This is a genomic window from Phascolarctobacterium succinatutens, assembly GCF_958453765.1.
GTDB classification, from domain to species: Bacteria; Bacillota; Negativicutes; order Acidaminococcales; family Acidaminococcaceae; genus Phascolarctobacterium_A; species Phascolarctobacterium_A succinatutens_B.
The window spans coordinates 83,607-101,996 of the sequence record NZ_CAUDZA010000003.1 but is presented as its reverse complement, the minus strand read 5'-3'; the positions used below and the strand labels follow the sequence as shown (position 1 = coordinate 101,996).

The following is an 18,390-nucleotide window of genomic DNA, read 5'->3' as shown; positions in this document are numbered from 1 at the left end:
GCGGAGCATATGCTGCTGAAAAAATGAATCAATACAATTTAAGTGAGGTTGTTGTTGAGGCTGAACGCGGAAATCTTGCCGGCGGCATGATGCAGACAAGACAAAAAGTAGGTATGTTTTTAGGTGAAAAGGATACCTTGGATGTTCCTCTGCATGAGGTTACCTTTACCAAGGAAGCTTTAGATATATATTCTCAGCCTGGAAGAGGTATGCTGGATACCTTGGCTCTTGATCCCGCTGTAAGAGCTTCTCATGGTTCTATGGATACCAGCGTATCTATCAGAGGCTTATCCTCTCATGGCATGAAATGGACCTTGAATGGTGTACCGGGCATGAGCCATCAGATGCAGATGCCTTATAATTTTGTTGATACTGTTTCTGTTATTGCAGGTCCTTCAATTGGTATTACCGGTATGTCTACCAGCATGTCTACCCAGTCCGGCGGTGTAGTTAATATGGTAAGCAAAAAGGCTCAGGCTGAGCCTAATGCAGATTTAAAGCTTGGCTGGAGCACTAATAATTATTTGACACAGAGTATTGATGTAGGCCAACGCTTTGGCAAAAACAAAGAATATGGCATTCGTATCAATGCTATGAATGCATCCGGCGATTTGTCCGTTGAAGGTACCCATGATTTACAGCGCAATGTTTATATTAACCTTGATAGAGTCGGCAAGCACAGCAATACGAATTTACTGGCAGGCTACGATTATGATAATGAAGACGGCCGCTCTAATACCATTAATCTCACAGGCAATATGAATTCTTTACCGGGAGTACCTAATAATAAAAAGAATTTATCCCCGACATGGTCTAATGATACATATAAGAACTGGACTGCTGTATTGAATCATGAGCAGAAATTTGCCGATAATATGAGTTATTTTGTTAATGCAGGCTGGCATAAAGAAGATTATACAAGCTGGCTGCAACAATGGTCCGGCCGTGCTCTTATTGACGATAAAGGCAATTATAAAGGCACTTATACCCAAATGCCGGTATATCATTCTACACATTACTTTGGTGCCGGCTTAAAGGGTAATTTCGATATCGGTAACTTCAAAAATGAATATGCGTTTAATATTGACCGCAGCTGGTTCCGCAGAGCACGTGTTAATAATGTTACTGCTTCCAACAAGTATTCTGTCAGTGGCAACATTTATACAGGATGCACTACTCCGAAACCGAATATTACCTGGGATCCGGTTACCAAGCAATATACAACAGTTATGACAGGCTGGAGCCTGATTGATACTTTGACAACTAAGGATGGCAAGCTGGCTATTACAGGCGGTGTTCATCATCATAGCGTTGACACTTCTCATAATGATGACAAATCTGCGAGCGGCAGACGCGATCAAAGCTCTGCAACCTCTCCGATTTGGGGCTTGACCTATAAAGTAAATCCGAATACCACTGTTTATGCTAATCATACAGAAACCTTCAGTGAAGGCGGCGTAGTGTCACCTGGTTATTTGAATGAGGGCAGCACTATTCCTCCTTCTAAAACCAAACAGAATGAGATTGGTGTAAAAATGAAGAGCGGTGCTTTCCTGCATACTTTAAGTGCTTTTAAAAATACTCAGCAAAGCAGTATTACTGTTCCTGACAGCAAAGATCCCAGCAAATTCTGGTACACTTTGAATGGCGAAAATGAATATAAAGGAATTGAATATTCTGCAGTAGGTGCTTTAAGTGATAAATGGGATATGATTTTCGGTATTGCTTATATGGATGCAGAAAAAAGCAAAACTCAGGGCGGAAAAAATGATGGACGCAAGGTTTGCGGTATTCCCAAATGGAGCGGAGACCTGGCTTTAACCTATAAACCTGATAAAGCTACGAAATTCATCAGTCGTCTAAATTATACCGGTAAGACACGTATCCATGATACCAGCAGCTATGCAATGCCAATCGGTATTTCTTCCATTACTTTGTTAGATTTGGGTGCAAGCTATGACACCAAGATTGCCGGTTATGATGCTACTATTACAGCTATGTGCTATAATGTCTTCAACAAGAATTATTGGTACGCTAGCGGTGATAACAGTGTTGGCCTTGGCGCTCCTAGAAACTTTATGGTTACAGCAAACTTTAAATTTTAATTAGCTTTGTAATTCAGGCAGGAGTGTTTTCCTGCCTGAATCTTTCAAAAGAGGATTTGTATCAGTATGAAGCGTAAATATATTTTAATGTTTTTTCTATGCTGCTTGTTTATTAGTGGCTGTAAATCAATAGAAACTGATAGGCATCCGGCTTCAGATAAAGCTGTGGCTTTTAGCATTGAAAATTATGATAGCTCAATGAAACCACATATATATAAGTTTACGCAGCATCCGCAGAGAATAGTTGCTTTATGGCAGAATTCAATAGAAACGCTTATAGCTTTAGGTGCCGGTGATAAAATTATTGCCGCTGCCGGGGTGTATAATGAAAAGCATTTAAATCCGGATTATCTGGAAGCTTATAAAAGAATTCCTGTCAGACAAACGCAGATTTTTTCTCAGGAAAATGTTTTAATGATGCATCCTGATTTTATAGCAGGCTGGCTTTTTGATTTTACAGGTAAAGGAAGGTCAATCGGCAGCAGTAGCTTTTGGGAAGAGCGAAATGTTAATATTTATATGAACCTGATGAACGGCGCTGAATTTAAAGCGCATCATACAATAGAAGATGAGCTGCAATATATTACAGATTTAGGAAAAATTGTCGGTAATGAGACTAAGGCAGCGAGTCTTGTAGCAGGCATAAATAATAAAATACTGCGTTGCAGACAGCAGTTGGCTGCCAAGAAACGTTTAAAAGTATTAGTAGTCGGCAATTTTGGTAAGATAATAACAATCTATACACCAAGAACGTTAGCAGGAGATATTTTAACGAAACTAGGGGCAGATGTGATTGGTAAAAACCAGGAAGCTGTTGGTGAAAATGAATATATCAGCTATGAAGAAATTTTAATAGGTCAGCCGGATATTATTTTTCTGCAATGTTCGCCTGAAAATGAAAATATGCTGCTTAAATCAGTTTATAACAATCCTGCTCTGCGAAATGTTAAATGTATAAAAAACAGGCAGGTTTACTGCATACCTTTTTATACAATAAGAAGTCCTGGTGTACGTATTGACGATGCAGTGGATATTTTTGCAAAGGGGTTAATAAAAGGTAGCGAATAGAGGAAGGTAGCCTATATGGAAAAGACTATTTTGGAAAGAATAAAATGTTATTGGGAGCAACGTAGCGATGATTTTAGCAGACAGAGCTTTGCGGAAATGCAGAATGAAAAATATGATTTGTGGAGTAAAGAATTAAAACAAATCATAGGTGAGAGAACAGAGTTGCAAATTCTTGATGTCGGTACAGGTTCCGGTTACATGGCATTGTTACTGGCAAGTGCCGGCCATTTGGTTACGGGAATTGATTTATGCGATAACATGATAGCTTCTGCTATAGATTTACGTAATAAATTAAATTTAGACGCCGATTTTTTGGTTAGTGATGCGCAGCAGTTGCCTTTTGTGGATAACAGTTTTGATTTATTGATAACACGAAATTTGACATGGACGCTGCCAAATTTGGAAAAGGCGTATTATGAATGGTACAGAGTGCTGAAGCCGGAAGGTATTTTAGTTAATTTTGATGCTGATTTTGGCAAAAAAGATTTTACGGTACCTGCTAAGGGGCGTGTATCTAAACATGATCTGCATGGTGATTTAGACTGTGATCAGATAGAGGAATGTAATGCCATAAAGAATTCTTTGGATATCAGTAATCATAGAAGACCATTATGGGATGCTGATTTACTTATGAAAACCGGCTTCAGTAAAATCACTATGGATTTGGCATTAGGCTCAAGAATTAATCAGGCGCAAAAACTGAAAACGCAGGGAATGTTTGGTGTATATGCTTATAAATAAATGAGGGGAAACTTGTGGAAATATAAGTACAATCGCTAAGATTTTATGCTTTTGAAAACATAAAAATTGCTTCTGCAAGAGCTTATAGCATAAGCGTATGAAGCAGATAGGAAAACAGTTGATTTTAATGGGAGGTTAGTTGATATTTCTAACTGATTTCCCGTTAAGTATACTCATACATCATCTCCTACAAAACGCAAAATCAGCCTTTGAGCAAAAGCTCATTGGCTGATTTTGTGTTTTATGCAGCTTTTTATCTAATGATTATTTGTCTGCGGCTTTCCTTCCTCCTTCATCAGCCCCTCGTTATAAATCGCCGGTGAAGCGCCTGCTTCCGTAATGTGCGGCGTTAAAAGCAGCAAAACCTCTGTCTTACTGTGTGAACGCGAACGGTTTTTAAACAGCTCGCCCAAAAGGGGAATCTTGCTCAAAAAGGGCACCTTCTGCATAGTACGCTGCTGTTCCTCGCTTATCAATCCGCCGATAACCAGCGTTTCGCCGCTGTACATGCGCACGTTGGTGTCAGCAGTACGACTGGTGATGCGGTAATTTTTCAGCTCACTGATAAGCACAGGCGTGCTCACCTCAGTGTGGACACTGGCAGTAACCATTTTACCATCTTCGCTGATGATAGGCGCATATTGTAGCTTGATACCGGCGTCAAGATATTCCGTTGCCGTATAGCTGCCGCTGCTGTCGTGCTTTTCTGTCTGCACGGGGATGTGGTCACCGATGAAAATGCTGGCCTCCTTGCCGGGGATGGTGATGATGCGCGGCGTTGCCAAAATGCGCGCTTTGCCGCTATTGATGAGAGCATTAAGCGTAGCGTTGAAGCGGAAGGCAAATCCGCGCCAGAATTTAAAGCTGCCGTCATAATTGCTGCTGTCACTGTCACCATTGTTCGTTTCCTGCGCGCGCTGGGGAATAGTATCCCAGTCCCAGCGCACGCCCATGTTTTTACTGTCCTCACGGCTGACGGCGATGATTTTGGCTTCTAACGTTACCTGTCTTGTTGCTACGTCCAGCTTGGGCAGCAGCTGCCTTAAGCGTGCGTGGCTTTGCTCATCTCCCAAAAGGATGAGGCTGTTGGTGATAGTATCCAGCCCCAGCTTGGTGCCGAAATGTGGCGTCAACGCTTCCTGCACGTCCTTGGCGCGGGCGTAGCTCAGAGAATAGCAGGCCAGGCGTTCGCTGACGGGCGGTGGCAGTGTGGGAATGTTTACTGCAACAGTTTGGCCGATGTTGGCGGGGGAAGGCAAAAAGGGATTGGTGAGCTTATTTTGAGCGTTGCAGGGCAGAGCTAAGGCAAGCAGCAGACTGCTGAGTATTAACGGGAAAAATCGTTTTAGCATAATGGCTCCTTTCAGTGTTATCCGTTAAGATGACGACAACAAGCATTGCATAGTAAATTTCATTTTTTATTTTAGCGCAAGCAGAGAATAATTTCAAGTGAAAATTTAGAAAATAGAGAAAATTTTAAATTATCGTATTGCATTTCGCTTTTTTTATGCTACAATGAATGCAACACATAAAAAATGAGGTGGTGCAATGGAAGTTTTGCGTAATAATAAGCTGGCAGAGAATTTGCTGCATCTTGCATTGGCTCAGGGTGCCAGTGACATGCATATCGAGCCTGACGGACAGGGAGTGCGTGTGCGCATCCGGGTTGACGGCCTGCTGCAACAGCTGTGTGTGCTGCCGCGTACGCAGCAAAGCACGCTGCTGACGCAGCTGAAGGTGTGGAGCGGTATGGATATTGCCGAAAAAAGAGTGCCGCAGGATGGGCGTCTTTTGCTGGAGCATGAAGGCAGCGAGGTGGATTTGCGCCTAGCCAGCCTGCCTACGGTGAACGGTGAAAAGCTGGCTATACGCTTTCTGCAGCGTCAGGATAATCTGCTGCAGCTGGAGCAGCTGCAGTTCAGCGAAAGTAATTTGCAGCGTTACCGTCAGCTTTTTCATCAGCCAAACGGCTTGGTGCTTTTGACAGGACCTACTGGCAGCGGTAAAACAACGACGCTATATGCCACGTTGCAGGAGCTTGATGCTGCGGCCGGCAATATTATAACGCTGGAGGACCCGGTGGAATATAAGCTGGCGGGGATTAATCAGGTGGCGGTCAACCGCAGGAGCGGACTTACCTTTGCCGCAGGACTGCGTTCTGTTGTGCGTCAGGATCCAGATGTTATCATGCTGGGTGAAATCAGAGATGAAGAAACGGCGGCGATGGCGGTACATGCAGCGCTGACAGGTCATTTGGTTTTGAGCACATTGCACACAAATGATGCCATCGGCGCTGTGTACCGTCTGCTTGATATGGGAATTGCTGATTATCTGCTGGCTGCCGGGTTGCGCGGTGTGCTGGCACAGCGTTTGTTGCGCCGTCCGTGCCGCCATTGCGGCGAACGGCGCTTGGCCACGGCAGCGGAGCTGCAGTATCTGGGGCGCAGAGCGGATGAAAGGCTGCAAGTGGTGCAGGCTCACGGCTGTGAGCATTGTCACGGCACAGGCTACAGAGGGCGTCTGGCATTGCATGAGCTGATTGTGTTTGATAAACGTATGCAGCAGCTCTTGGTAAACGGCGCCGATGAAGCAGAGCTTTTGCGGGAGGCACGTAAGCAGGGCTGGTGCAGTCTGTATGCTGATGCAGTTGATAAGGTGCTGCAGGGGGCAACTACGGTTGAAGAATTGTGGCGCGTCGGTATCACCGGGGAGGCTGATAATGCTTGATAAGCTGCTGCTGCAGGCAAAAAGTATGGGAGCCAGTGACCTCCATCTTACACCTGAGGGAATGCCGATGGTGCACGTAGATGGCAGCCTGCAGCCTTTGCAAAACGAAATTATTTCCCGGGAAAAGCTGGAGCAGGCGTTACTTGCTTTGTTGCCGGAGCAGGAAAAACAGCAGCTGCTGCAGACAGGTGAGATTGATACTGCTTTTAGTGACAGACTGCAGGAGCGCTGCCGGCTCAATATTTACCGCCTTGGCAACGGCTATGCGGCGGCGATTCGTCTGCTCCCGAAGGATATTCCTGACTGCAATAGTCTTGGCCTGCCGCAAATTATCAGTCAGCTTGCGGGCAGCAGCAGCGGTCTGCTGCTCGTTACAGGTGCCACAGGCAGCGGCAAAAGCACCACGCTAGCCTCGCTGGTACAGCAGATAAATCAAACGCGCGCTGTACACGTGCTGACGCTGGAGGACCCGATAGAATATGTTTATCCTGCGGGCTTGGCACTGATTAACCAGCGGGAGGTGGGGCGTGATACAAGGAGCTTTGCCAGCGGTCTGCGCAGTGCGCTCAGGCAGGACCCGGATGTTATTTTAGTAGGTGAGCTCAGAGATGCAGAAACAATAGGTATAGCGCTGACGGCGGCGGAAACAGGTCATCTGGTTTTGGCAACGCTGCACACGCAGGATGCTGCAGGTACGGTGAATCGCATTCTTGACGTGCTGCCGGACAGACAGCATGTGTGTACGCAGCTGGCTGACTGCCTGCTCGGGATTTGCTGCCAGAGGCTTTTGCCCCGTTGCGACAGAGCAGGCAGAGCGGCGGCCTTTGAGGTGCTCGTTGCGACGCCTGCCATGCGCAATCTTATTCGTGAGGGGCGCACGCACCAGCTGCAGTCTTATTTGCAGACTGGTGCGCGCTACGGCATGCAGACGATGGAGGATGCAGTGAAGGCCTTACAGCTGCGCGGGATAATCGCATGAAAAAAGCCGCTGCGAAAACAGCGGCTTAATATGAGCTTTATATACAGAAAAATTATAAACGGTATTACAAAATCTCTTCTCTGATTAAGGTGTTCATCATCTTTTGCTTGCCTAATACCCACAGCAAATCGTTTTCTTCGAAAACGAGTGAAACGTGGGGGTTGGTAATGGTAAAGGCGCCACGCTCCAGACCGACAACGAGGCAGCTCCATTTGTTGCGCAAATCTGCAGCCTTCAGTGAGGTTCCCAAAATAGGAGAATGCTTGTCGATGGTAATCGCCAGGGAGAGGAATTGCTGCTCCGGTTTGTTTTGGTGGTTATCCAGCATGAATTCACGCAGGCTTTGCGGCAGGTCGCAGCGCTCCAGGCCTAAGCTGCGCTGCCTTACAGCGGCAGCAAAAACCTGCAGCTGGCTGGCGGTACCGATGAGCAGCAGCTTATCTCCCTGCTCTACTATCTGCTCACCGCCGGGCATATCAACAGTGCGATTATTGCCCAAAAGCTGCAGAACGTTGCAGCCGTAGCTTTCACGGAAGCCAAGACTGCGCAGGCTACGTCCTTTGATGGGAGAATCCTTTTGCAAATCGTAATAGACAAGCTGCAAATCCTCGTCGAACCAGGTGCGGCTGTCATCAGGAGAGCTTTCACGATGCTTGCGCATGTGCTTTTCGTTGAGGTTTACCAAAAAGCGTGATTCGATGCGCAGGTACTCGCTCATCAGCCAGTCGGAGGAGGAGATGAAGTACGCTGCCAGCAATATGGATACGCAGGCCAGAAAGCCATGCAGCTTAAGCAGAGTGTGGAAGATGAAGTACAGCGAAGCAGATGCTACAAGCAGCTTGCCGAATACCAGGAACATCAGCGGCAGATGGTTAGCGCGTTTTTTGAACCAAAGCTTGGAGAACAAATCGCCGTTGCCGGCACGGTTGACAAGCACGGCACGCAAAATCGGCGACATGATGATAAAGGTGGCTGCAGCAGTCAGCAGTCTGCTGTACGGCAGCTTCAAGGTGTTGCCCAGATAAGGCAGCAGGTAATATTCCGCACCCAGGGCGATGGCTGCCAAAAGCGTAATGAAAATCAGCATACGCATAGTGTAGCCGGTAAGCAGGTTTTTCCAGTCCTGATCCTTGTCGTCATCGGTATTGGTACCTGTGTAACGGTCCAGCCAGCTTTTTGCCTGCGGCGGCAGCAACTTCAGCACCAGCTGATAAAAGGGTTCGGCTGCCATGATGCAGAAGGGTGTAGTAAAAGTGGTAATTACAGATACCGCTACGATAATCGGATATAAAAAGCTGCTGATTACGCCAAGACTCATGCCCAAAGAAGCGATAATAAAGGAGAACTCACCGATCTGTGCCAGGCTGAAGCCGCAGTGTACAGAGGTGTTCAGGCTCTGGCCGGAGGCCAGTACACCGCCGGTAGAGAAAATCAGCTTGCCGATAATTGTTGCTACTACCAGCACGAAAATGGGCAGCGCCTGCTCCAGCAGGATAGCGGGATCTACCATCATGCCGACGGATACGAAAAAGACTGCGCCGAACAAATCCTTGATAGGCGCAACGAGGTGCTCGATTTTTTCTGCGTTAGGTGCTTCGGCAATCAAAGAACCCATAATGAAGGCACCCAAAGCGGAGGAGAAGCCAAGCTGAGTTGCCAGCACCACCATGCCAAGGCACAGGCCGATGGAAACAACTACCAGTGTTTCTTCGTTCATCAGCTGCTTGGCCCATTTAAAGAAGCTGGGGACAAGGTACATACCAAGAACAAACCATAAAACGAGGAAGAAAATCAAGCGTCCGATACTGAGCAGCAGCTCCATCGTGGAAACATCTGCGCTGGCTACGGCCATGGTTGCCAGCAGCACCATCATCACGATGCCGGCGATATCTTCGATAATCAGTACGCCGAAAACTATTTCCGTAAAGCGCTGCGCCCTAAGCTTTAAATCGTCGAAGGCTTTGATAATAATCGTGGTGGAGGACATAGAAAGCATACCGCCCAGGAAAAGGCTGTCCATATGGTTCCAGCCCAGCAGCGTACCGGCGAAGTAGCCCACGGCCAGCATGCCGCTGATTTCTACCGCGGTGGCGATGAAGGCTGTACTGCCTACGCTTTTCAGCTTGTAAAAGCTGAACTCCAGTCCCAGCGCGAACAGCAGGAAGATAACGCCGATTTCCGACCAGGCGTGGACGTTGGCCTTATCGGTAATTGTCGGGAAGAAGTTGAAATGCGGACCGGTGATGAAGCCGGCAACAATGTAGCCAAGCACCAACGGCTGATTAATTTTCTTGAAAAGAATAGTCGTGACGCCGGCTACAAGCAAAATCATTGCTAAATCATTAATAATAGTAGGCAGATGAGTCATGGGAATCTCCTTTGCGATATTTTTTGCCAAAATGGCTTTAAATGGTGTATAATAATTGAAATGTAGTCATAAGCTTTTTACAAGCCCTGCAGACTGCAAAACAAATAATCTCAATATATATTATACAATATTTTTGACTGAACTTATTGCATAAATAATGCTTTATTATGTTAATTTATTGTGACAATCGCATTTGGAGGAATAAAGATGAACGAAAATCAACAAGAAAAATTAGTTTTGGTAGATGGCGAGATTATGCCGGAAGCTGAAGCGTTTATTGACGTCAACGACCGTGGCCATAATTTCGGCGATGGTGTTTTTGAAATTGTACCGGTTTATAATGGCCGCTGCTTCGCTTTGCTGCCGCATATGAACAATTTATTTGATTCTGTAATCGCGGTAAAAATCCCCGGCGTTTACATGATTGAAGAGCTGGTAGAGTTCCATGAAAGCCTGCTGGCCGCAACCGGTCTGCAGGACTGCGAAATCTATACGCAGGTAACTCGTGGCAGCGGTGCTTATGCCCTGTCCTATCCGGAGCAGAGCATTCCGCATCTGACTATGTATGCTGTACCGGTTGACCGCGAGGCGCTGGCGCAAAAACGCGCTAAGGGCGTAAACGTTATTACTGTTGAGGATGTGCGTTGGGCGCGCTGCGATATCAATACTCTGAACCGTCTGCCGGAGGTAATGGCTAAACAGAAGGCTGTTATCGGCAACGCTTTTGATTCCCTGTTTGTTCGTGACGGTAAAATTACCGAAAGCACGGAAGCCAGCTTCTTCATTTATAAAGACGGTATTCTGTGGACTCATCCCGAAAACAACTTTATCCATAAAAACATTACCCGCCGTCTGCTGATGGAACGCCTGTCCAAAGACCTGGACCTGCAGATTATCGAAAGAGCCTTTGATAAGGATTTCGCACTCAAAGCAGACGAAGCCTTCCTCTGCGGACCGCGCTGCGAATTTATGCCTGTTACCAAAATCGACCGCAGCTTCGTTGCTGACGGTAAGGTTGGCGAGCTGACACAAAAGCTGCAGGATGCATATATGGCATTTGTAGCTAAAGAATGCCCTGCTAAGCATGAATAACAGCAAGCTGGTGCGGGGCGCGTTATTGGTGGCTTTGGCGTTGGCGCTGCAATCGCTGCGTCTGGTGCTGCCGATGCCGCAACTGCTTTCTACGTTTATCATCGGTACTTTGGTGCATATGATGCTGGTGCTCACGTTGCAGCTGGGCGGCCTGAAGACAGCACTGTTGCTGGCGTTTTTGCTGCCGCTGACTGCTTACGTGCAGGGGCAGGTGCTGCTGCCGTTTCTGATTCCTGTAATCTGGCTGGGCAATTTTATCTTTGTGCTGCTTGTGCGTCAGTTTAAGGGCAGGCATAAGCTGGCTTTATGTGTGCCGCCTGTGGCGAAGGCCTGTGTTATGTTGCTGGCAGCCTGGGCTGCGCTGAGCTTCTTGGCGCTGCCGAATCCTGCGCTGCGCAAGACGGTTATGTTTGCGATGAGCGTACCGCAGCTGCTGACGGCTGTTGCCGGTATTTTGCTGGCAGAGCAGGTCAAAAAGCGCCTGCGTCAGTTTGATTAATACAGGTTTGGCAATAACATAATGTATTTATGCGCGTCGTATTTAACCGACAGCGAAAATAACCGCCGGTGTAAAAGCTGAGCGGTTATTTTGTTTAATGCTTCGGCTTTACTCAGTAACCTTTTGGTAACTGAAGCACTTTTTTGTGCATACTTTACAGAAAAGCTGAAACAGCATATTATAATATAGGCAATGGATAGTAGTTATTTATTTTGTGAAGTTAATGTTAAAAATGCCAATGCAGTGCCGCAAGCTATATTTCATATGCTATAATATACAAGCAGTAATGAGTTTTAGGGGGTTATCAGTATTTTAGAATTTAAACCTGTAACATTGGCGGAAAAGCCTTTGTTTGAAAGCTATATATCAAAATCACATCAAAATGGCAGCGAATGTGCCTTTTCCAATCTTTTTGTATGGCGTGACTGCTACCATATTTACTGGTGCGTAGCGCACGATTTCCTGTTGCTGAAGGTTAAACGCAACAACGTTGATTTTTACATTCAGCCTTTTGGCGGACGCGATGAGGATTTGCCGCGTCTGATGCAGGAGCTGAAGGAGGAGCATCAGGGCAAACCGTTTGAAATGCATGGTATCTATGATTTTACCAAGGAGCGCTTTGAGCGCGTGATGCCGGGTCTGACATATGAAGAAGACCGCGATAACTGGGATTATGTATATCTGCAGGAAAAGCTGGCAACGCTTTCCGGCCGCAAGCTGCACGGGCAGAAGAATCACTACAACGCTTTTGTCAAGGCGCATCCGGATTTCGTTTATGAGCCGATTACTATGGATAATATGATGGAATGCCTGAACTTCGGCGAGCGCTGGTGCGATGAGCATATGGCGGAGGATCCTTCGCTGCTGTGCGAAAAATATGCTATCCAGGAGGCCTTTCTGAGCTTTGAACAGCTGGAGCTGCGCGGCGGTGCAATCCGTTTCGACGGTAAAATTCAGGCCTTCAGCTTTGGCAAGAAGATTAACGACGATACAGCGGTGCTGCATGTAGAAAAGGCGCGTCATGATGTACGCGGCTTGTATACTGCTATTACCAAGGAGTTCGCCGCTCATGCCTGGACGGATGTAAAATATCTCAACCGTGAGGAGGATATGGGACATCCCGGTCTGCGTGAGGCAAAAATGGCGCTGCATCCGGAATTTATGGTGAAAAAATATAATGTAATTATTGGGTGAGGTAGCTTATGATTTACCGTGTCTTGAGCAAGGAGCGCATGTACCAGGCAGAGGAGCTTTGGGATTATTGCTTTGAAAAAAAGACGGAGCCTTTCTTTCGGTACTATTTTGAGCAGTACTGCGGCAAGGACAATATGGTTATCGGTGGCTTTGATAAAGTCGGCGAGGAAGAAAAGCTGCGCATTATGCTGCATGTAAATCCCTATATGCTGCATTTGTGCGGGCAGGATATGCTGGTGCCGTATCTTGTGGGCATTGCCACCGCTCCGGAAGCACGCGGGCAGCATCTTTTGCGTCCGCTTTTGGAAACTGCCTTTGAGGTGCTGCGTTCACAGGGCTTTCCCTTTGTGACGCTGATGCCTATAAGTGCCGGTATTTATCTGCCGTATGAATTTGCTTATTGCTATTATCGTCATGAATATAAAATGCCTTTGGCAAAGCTTCAGCCTGCTGCAATAGGTGATGACCTGTCGGTAGAACGTCTGGATTTAGTTTCCTTGCTGCAATCTGTGACTGAGGAAAAAGCTCAGCCTTGCAATCCTTTGGCAGATATTTACGCAAGTGTTACCGCAGTGTGGAACGGCGTGCCGCAGCGCACTGCGTTTCAATGGCGCAAGCTGTTGTCTGTAGTTACGCAGGAAAACGTGTTGTGCGCTGTTGTCTATCGCGCGGGGAAAGCAGTTGGCTATATGCTTTACTCACTGACTGACGGCACGTTCAACGTGCAGGAGCTGCTTACGCAGGATGCTGCGGCGAAGAACCGTCTGCTGCAATATGCCGCAGGACACAGAAGCGAAGCGCAGGAGTTTTGCTGGCTGGCGGAGCCTTGGGATAAAACATATCTTAGCTTTGCGGACCAGGCGCTTACAGGCAGACTGCAGCCGTTTATGATGGCGCGCTGTCTTGATGCGCGTTTGGCGCTTGCCAAGCTGCCGGTAGCAGCAAGCATGAGCAGCGGCAGCGTTGTCATACTGCTTACGGATAAGATGCTTGAGCGCAATAATCATCTGCTGCAGCTGCGCACGTCACCGGGTAAGCTGGAGGCAGTCAGCACGCTGGAGCAGGAGGAGGTTACCATGGATATGGGCGCCTTTACCCAGCTTTACTTCGGTGCGTTCAGCGCTACGGAGCTGTGGGAAGCAGGGCGCATCAAATGCAGCGATGTGCGGAAGCTGCAGCTGCTCGACGAGCTTTTCTCTAAATGCCGCACTTACAATAACGAATATTTTTAAGTTTACGCAGGCTGTCGGATGTTTCGGCAGCCTGTTTTTCAACAGAAAAACCCATGCCTTACTTAGCGTAAAGCATGGGCTGATTTTTTGTCTGTACAGAATTTATTGTGCTGCAATTTGTTTTTCCATAACGTTATAGGCTACATCACCGTCATGCGGCTGACCATTGACCGTTACATTACCATGGAAGGCTGCAATTTTCGTTTTCCAGCAGTAGCTGCCGCTGTCTGCGGTAATTTTATTGCTGTTATCATTAAAAACAAGATTGCCGTTTACATAGGCAGTTCTGTCGGAATGATATACATCTACCTTATCGCAGGCAAAGCTCATATCGCCGAAGCTCAGACGAATATTGCCCTGGCCGTGAACCTCCATAGCATAAAGATATACCTTAGTGGCATCGCCGGTAATGGTTAAGGTAGTGTCATGTGCGGGGAATTGTACAAAAACATTTCCCTGCAGGTCATATACACCGGTGAGCGGGTTAAAGGTACGGCTGTCACTCTTGATTACCGGATCGGCAAAGCACATAGAAGGCAGCATCATAACAAGCATAGTTAATATTAAAAGTAATTTCTTCATGAATAAATCACCTCTTGTAGCATGAAAAACAGGAGAAATTTTAAGTGTACTCTTTATTATAGTATTTTTAGAGAATCGGCGCAAGCGTTAAAAAAGATTTTTTTAGAAAAAAAGAGGATTTTTCCTTTATACATTGAATATAAATTATGTGTGATATAGTAGTTGGAGGCGGAGAGGGTAATGAACGGAGATTTTGAAAACTTTAAAGAGCAGGTGCGCAGCACAGCTGATATGGTAGAAATAATCTCCGGTTACGTGCCGTTGAAAAAGAAAGGCCAGAACTATTGGGGCTGTTGCCCGTTTCACGGAGAAAAAACACCGTCCTTTTCGGTGAACCCCGGCAAGAGCATGTTTTATTGCTTTGGCTGCCATGAGGGCGGAGATATTTTTAAGTTTATTATGAAAATCGAAAACTGCAGCTTTATGGATGCATTAAAGCTGTTGGCCGGCAGATACGGTATTCCGATACCGGAAAAGCAGAAGACGGCCGCCGAAATTGCGCGCGAGAAACAAAGGGACAGCATTTATAGTGCTAATGAACTGGCGTCAAAATTTTTTCAGGCTTGTCTTATAAAAACTGCTTACGGTGAACCTGCCCTGGCTTATCTTGCAGGGCGCGGAATCGGCAAAGAAATTATTGCCGGCTTTGGCATAGGCTATGCGCTGAATAATTTTACCGCGCTTGTCAGCTCTCTTGCTAAGCGCGGCTGTCAGCCGCAGGTGCTGGAGGCTGCCGGACTGGTGGCCCGTGGGCGCGACGGCTATTATGACAAGTTCCGCAACCGTGTGATTATTCCTATCCGCGATGCGCGCGGACGTATAGTCGGCTTTGGCGGCAGAGTGCTGGACAACAGCACGCCTAAATATCTGAATACAGCGGAAACGCAGTGGTTTAATAAGCGCAGGCTGCTTTTTGGTCTGGATATAGCCTTGAAGGCTATCCGCAAAAGCGGTCGGGCTGTAGTTGTCGAGGGTTATATGGATGCTATCAGCTTGCATGCGGCAGGCTTTGATAATGTTGTAGCATCTATGGGAACGGCGTTTTCCCAGGAGCAGGCTAAGCTTTTGCAGCGTCTGGCGGATGAAGTAATCTTCTGCTATGACAGCGACAGCGCAGGCCGCAAGGCTTCGGTGCGGGCAGTAAGCATTGCCCGGGAAGCAGGCTTGAAGGTGCGCATAGCAGGTGTACCTGACGGCAAGGATCCCGACGAATATGTACGTCAGCATGGTCATGATGCTTTTGCACAGGTGCTGGTGGCGGCGCAGAATGGTATTGATTTTCAAATAGATGAAACTATCCTGCAAAATAATATTGCTAATTTAGCAGGAAAAGTAGAGGCTGTGTCGAATATACTACCATTCCTATTAGAATGTCAAAATGAAATTGAAGCGTCGGAGCATATCCGAAGGCTGGCACAGCGGCTGACTATTGATGAAGGCCTGATTGCGGAAGAATACCGCAAGGCAGCACGCAGAGGCGGCAGACAGCAGACTGGGCAGCCGACGGTGATTCCGGAGGAAAAAAGCGCCGGTATCGGTCAGCAGGCGGAAGAACTGCTTCTGAGATTGCTTTTGGAGCAGCCGCAGCTGTGTGACGAATGCTGTGCGGAGGTAAAGGAAACAGGCTTTGAAGATGCTGTGCTGGCACAGCTGTTTGACAGGTTGTGCGAGCTTGGCACCGCTTATACAACGGATAAGCTGAATAATGTCCTGGACGACGCGGCGCAGACAGCGCTGGCACGTATTTTGGCACATCAGCTTCCGGAGGGAGATATGAATAAGCTTATGCAGGACTGCCTCAGGCAGATGCGGCGGCTTCGTCTGGAAAAAGAATATGAAAAGCATCGTCTGCTGGCGGATGAATACGAAAGATCGGCAGATGAGCGCTTTCTCAGTGAATTAATGGAAAGTCAAAGGATAAAGAATGAAATCAAAAAACTCTATGGAAACCAAAATAAATAAGGAAGGAGGGGACACCATGGCTGCAGCTACTAAAATAACGCAGGAGCAAATTGATGAGCTTATCCGTAAGGGTAAGGCTAATAAGGGTGTTCTCACCTATGGCGATGTAATGAACCTCACCAATACTTTGGAAGATATTACGCCCGAAGATGTTGAGCATATCTACGAGGTTATTACACGTAAAGGTCTGGAGCTTGTTGATGATGACAATGCCTCCGACGAAGATATACTGCCTTTGGTAGGAAACGACGAAGATAATGATGAGCCCAGCAGCAGCGAGCTGGAAAACATGAGCGTTCCCGAAGGCATCAGCATTGACGATCCTGTACGCATGTACCTTAAGGAAATCGGCAGAGTACCGCTGCTTATCGGTGAGGATGAGGTTAAGCTCGCTAAGCGTATGGATAAGGGCCGTCAGGCAGAGCGTATTCAGCGCGGCAGAATGATTGAGCTGGAGGAGCCTGCTTTTACTGCTGAGGACAGCGGCAGCGCATTGATTGAAAAGCTGCGCGAGAGCTTGAAAGAGGAATGGCAGATTACCAATATGCGTTCTGTCTTCCGTGTAGCGCAGATGATTAAAAAGCGTCAGAGCGTAGGTCAGCCTTATACTGTTGATGATTACGAGGACCTGATTTTTGAATTTACCAAAGATGAGCGTCTGCATCTGCAGCGCCTGATGGCAGAACAAAGATGTCTGATTCCGGGCTGTGAGCAGTTCGTAGTAACGCGTGAAACAAGCGATATAGATGATCATAAGCTGTACCAGATTAAGGCGATACTCAATGAGCTCAGAGAGCGTATGAGTGACGGCAGAGAAAAGGATTCCGCTGTTGTTGAAGCCTACTGCAATCTGGATGAGGATTTCGAAAAGCTGTTAAAAGCAGTTGCTCATCAGGGTGACGAAGCTAAGCAATGCTTGTCCGAAGCCAACCTGCGTCTGGTAGTAAGTATTGCCAAGCGTTATGTCGGTCGCGGTATGCTGTTTCTGGATTTGATTCAGGAGGGCAACCTGGGCCTGATTAAGGCTGTAGATAAATTCGATTATAACAAGGGCTTTAAATTCAGTACCTATGCTACATGGTGGATTCGTCAGGCGATTACCCGTGCGATTGCCGATCAGGCACGTACTATCCGTATTCCCGTACATATGGTGGAAACCATTAACAAGCTCATCCGTGTTTCCCGCCAGCTTCTGCAGGAGCTTGGCCGCGAGCCTTTGCCGGAAGAAATTGCCAAGGAAATGGATACCTCCGTTGACAGAGTGCGCGAGATTATGAAAATTGCGCAGGAGCCTGTTTCTCTGGAAACTCCTATCGGCGAAGAAGAGGATTCGCATCTGGGCGATTTCATTGAGGACCACGATGCACCGGCACCTGCCGACGCTGCTTCCTTCACTTTGCTGCGTGAGCAGCTGGAGGAGGTTCTGGAAACGCTTACTATCCGTGAAAAACGGGTATTGGAGCTACGCTTTGGTCTGGAGGACGGCCGTAGCCGTACTTTGGAAGAGGTTGGCCAGCATTTTGGCGTTACCCGTGAGCGTATCCGTCAGATTGAGGCTAAGGCATTGCGCAAGCTGCGTCATCCCAGCCGCAGCAAAAAGCTGAAGGACTTCTTGGAATAATAGTTGACAAACAACTGTAACTATTATAAAATATTACTGTTTGGTAGCTTGCATGGGCCTATAGCTCAGTGGTAGAGCCGCCGGCTCATAACCGGCTGGTCGTAGGTTCGAACCCTACTGGGCCCACCAATACCTTACATCAGCAAAACGAAGTGAACGCAGGTCGAAAGGCCTGCGTTTTTAATTTTTATGAGTTGACATTTATCTGCTTATAGTGACA

At 47.2% G+C, this 18,390-nt stretch carries 14 protein-coding genes and 1 tRNA gene; 12 read left to right on the top strand and 3 right to left on the bottom strand.

All coding sequences use genetic code 11. The features are described 5' to 3' along the window. Window positions 1-23: 23 nt before the first annotated feature. From Q7Q81_RS02740 to Q7Q81_RS02730, 3 genes are all read left to right on the top strand, one after another. The gene (locus Q7Q81_RS02740; RefSeq protein WP_304273540.1) at window positions 24-2,105 is read left to right on the top strand and encodes a TonB-dependent receptor; all 2,082 of its coding nucleotides are present in this window, start codon (window positions 24-26) and stop codon (window positions 2,103-2,105) included. Window positions 2,106-2,171: 66 nt separating this feature from the next. Then, entirely contained in the window at window positions 2,172-3,173 is a 1,002-nt protein-coding gene (locus Q7Q81_RS02735; RefSeq protein ID WP_304161151.1) for an ABC transporter substrate-binding protein, read from the top strand. Window positions 3,174-3,188: 15 nt separating this feature from the next. After that, window positions 3,189-3,914 (top strand): class I SAM-dependent methyltransferase, encoded by a 726-nt coding sequence (locus tag Q7Q81_RS02730; protein WP_304273538.1) that lies wholly within the window; start codon window positions 3,189-3,191, stop codon window positions 3,912-3,914. Window positions 3,915-4,171: 257 nt separating this feature from the next. Here Q7Q81_RS02730 and Q7Q81_RS02725 read toward each other — a convergent pair whose 3' ends face one another. Then, on the bottom strand, window positions 4,172-5,266 hold the full coding sequence (locus Q7Q81_RS02725; RefSeq protein ID WP_304273536.1) for a type II secretion system protein GspD: 1,095 nt from the start codon (window positions 5,264-5,266) through the stop codon (window positions 4,172-4,174). A 196-nt stretch (window positions 5,267-5,462) separates the two neighbouring features. Between Q7Q81_RS02725 and Q7Q81_RS02720 the strand changes: the two genes are divergently transcribed. After that, window positions 5,463-6,641 (top strand): GspE/PulE family protein, encoded by a 1,179-nt coding sequence (locus tag Q7Q81_RS02720; protein ID WP_304273533.1) that lies wholly within the window; start codon window positions 5,463-5,465, stop codon window positions 6,639-6,641. Then, complete coding sequence (locus Q7Q81_RS02715) at window positions 6,634-7,620, top strand: type IV pilus twitching motility protein PilT (RefSeq protein ID WP_304273531.1); 987 nt, start codon at window positions 6,634-6,636, stop codon at window positions 7,618-7,620. The genes Q7Q81_RS02720 and Q7Q81_RS02715 overlap by 8 nt, the downstream gene beginning before the upstream one ends. Window positions 7,621-7,684: 64 nt before the next feature. Here Q7Q81_RS02715 and Q7Q81_RS02710 read toward each other — a convergent pair whose 3' ends face one another. Then, on the bottom strand, window positions 7,685-9,988 hold the full coding sequence (locus tag Q7Q81_RS02710) for a cation:proton antiporter (protein WP_304273529.1): 2,304 nt from the start codon (window positions 9,986-9,988) through the stop codon (window positions 7,685-7,687). 207 nt (window positions 9,989-10,195) lie between these two features. Here Q7Q81_RS02710 and Q7Q81_RS02705 point away from each other — a divergent pair, with 207 nt between their 5' ends. The 4 genes from Q7Q81_RS02705 (at window position 10,196) to Q7Q81_RS02690 (ending at window position 14,005) form a co-directional block, all read left to right on the top strand. After that, complete coding sequence (locus Q7Q81_RS02705) at window positions 10,196-11,080, top strand: aminotransferase class IV (protein WP_021720730.1); 885 nt, start codon at window positions 10,196-10,198, stop codon at window positions 11,078-11,080. Next, a complete protein-coding gene (locus Q7Q81_RS02700; RefSeq protein WP_303710830.1) occupies window positions 11,073-11,579 on the top strand; it encodes a hypothetical protein in 507 nt (168 codons plus the stop codon). Before Q7Q81_RS02705 ends, Q7Q81_RS02700 begins: the two co-directional genes overlap by 8 nt. A gap of 348 nt (window positions 11,580-11,927) precedes the next feature. Continuing rightward, window positions 11,928-12,773 (top strand): DUF2156 domain-containing protein, encoded by an 846-nt coding sequence (locus Q7Q81_RS02695; protein ID WP_246869339.1) that lies wholly within the window; start codon window positions 11,928-11,930, stop codon window positions 12,771-12,773. Window positions 12,774-12,781: 8 nt separating this feature from the next. Beyond that, window positions 12,782-14,005 (top strand): GNAT family N-acetyltransferase, encoded by a 1,224-nt coding sequence (locus Q7Q81_RS02690; protein WP_304273527.1) that lies wholly within the window; start codon window positions 12,782-12,784, stop codon window positions 14,003-14,005. Window positions 14,006-14,107: 102 nt separating this feature from the next. On the opposite strand, the gene Q7Q81_RS02685 is transcribed toward Q7Q81_RS02690, so the two are convergent. Then, on the bottom strand, window positions 14,108-14,587 hold the full coding sequence (locus tag Q7Q81_RS02685) for an OstA-like protein (protein ID WP_304273526.1): 480 nt from the start codon (window positions 14,585-14,587) through the stop codon (window positions 14,108-14,110). Window positions 14,588-14,767: 180 nt separating this feature from the next. Here Q7Q81_RS02685 and dnaG point away from each other — a divergent pair, with 180 nt between their 5' ends. The 3 genes from dnaG (at window position 14,768) to Q7Q81_RS02670 (ending at window position 18,299) form a co-directional block, all read left to right on the top strand. Then, window positions 14,768-16,549: a DNA primase gene (gene dnaG, locus Q7Q81_RS02680; RefSeq protein ID WP_304273524.1), complete on the top strand. Its 1,782-nt coding sequence runs from the start codon at window positions 14,768-14,770 to the stop codon at window positions 16,547-16,549. Window positions 16,550-16,565: 16 nt separating this feature from the next. After that, the gene (gene rpoD, locus Q7Q81_RS11120; protein ID WP_293812004.1) at window positions 16,566-18,170 is read left to right on the top strand and encodes an RNA polymerase sigma factor RpoD; all 1,605 of its coding nucleotides are present in this window, start codon (window positions 16,566-16,568) and stop codon (window positions 18,168-18,170) included. Between the two features lie 54 nt (window positions 18,171-18,224). Beyond that, window positions 18,225-18,299: transfer RNA gene (locus Q7Q81_RS02670), tRNA-Ile, on the top strand. Window positions 18,300-18,390 lie beyond the last annotated feature (91 nt).

What these genes read in the sequence shown, in the direction of transcription:
- Q7Q81_RS02715 (WP_304273531.1), top strand. Translation starts at nt 6,634, where the DNA reads ATGCTTGATAAGCTGCTGCTGCAGGCAAAAAGTATGGGAGCCAGTGAC.
- Q7Q81_RS02735 (WP_304161151.1), top strand. Translation starts at nt 2,172, where the DNA reads ATGAAGCGTAAATATATTTTAATGTTTTTTCTATGCTGCTTGTTTATT.
- Q7Q81_RS02705 (WP_021720730.1), top strand. Translation starts at nt 10,196, where the DNA reads ATGAACGAAAATCAACAAGAAAAATTAGTTTTGGTAGATGGCGAGATT.
- Q7Q81_RS02720 (WP_304273533.1), top strand. Translation starts at nt 5,463, where the DNA reads ATGGAAGTTTTGCGTAATAATAAGCTGGCAGAGAATTTGCTGCATCTT.
- Q7Q81_RS02700 (WP_303710830.1), top strand. Translation starts at nt 11,073, where the DNA reads ATGAATAACAGCAAGCTGGTGCGGGGCGCGTTATTGGTGGCTTTGGCG.
- Q7Q81_RS02740 (WP_304273540.1), top strand. Translation starts at nt 24, where the DNA reads ATGAATCAATACAATTTAAGTGAGGTTGTTGTTGAGGCTGAACGCGGA.
- Q7Q81_RS02710 (WP_304273529.1), bottom strand. Translation starts at nt 9,988, where the DNA reads ATGACTCATCTGCCTACTATTATTAATGATTTAGCAATGATTTTGCTT.
- dnaG (WP_304273524.1), top strand. Translation starts at nt 14,768, where the DNA reads ATGAACGGAGATTTTGAAAACTTTAAAGAGCAGGTGCGCAGCACAGCT.
- Q7Q81_RS02730 (WP_304273538.1), top strand. Translation starts at nt 3,189, where the DNA reads ATGGAAAAGACTATTTTGGAAAGAATAAAATGTTATTGGGAGCAACGT.
- Q7Q81_RS02725 (WP_304273536.1), bottom strand. Translation starts at nt 5,266, where the DNA reads ATGCTAAAACGATTTTTCCCGTTAATACTCAGCAGTCTGCTGCTTGCC.
- rpoD (WP_293812004.1), top strand. Translation starts at nt 16,566, where the DNA reads ATGGCTGCAGCTACTAAAATAACGCAGGAGCAAATTGATGAGCTTATC.
- Q7Q81_RS02685 (WP_304273526.1), bottom strand. Translation starts at nt 14,587, where the DNA reads ATGAAGAAATTACTTTTAATATTAACTATGCTTGTTATGATGCTGCCT.
- Q7Q81_RS02690 (WP_304273527.1), top strand. Translation starts at nt 12,782, where the DNA reads ATGATTTACCGTGTCTTGAGCAAGGAGCGCATGTACCAGGCAGAGGAG.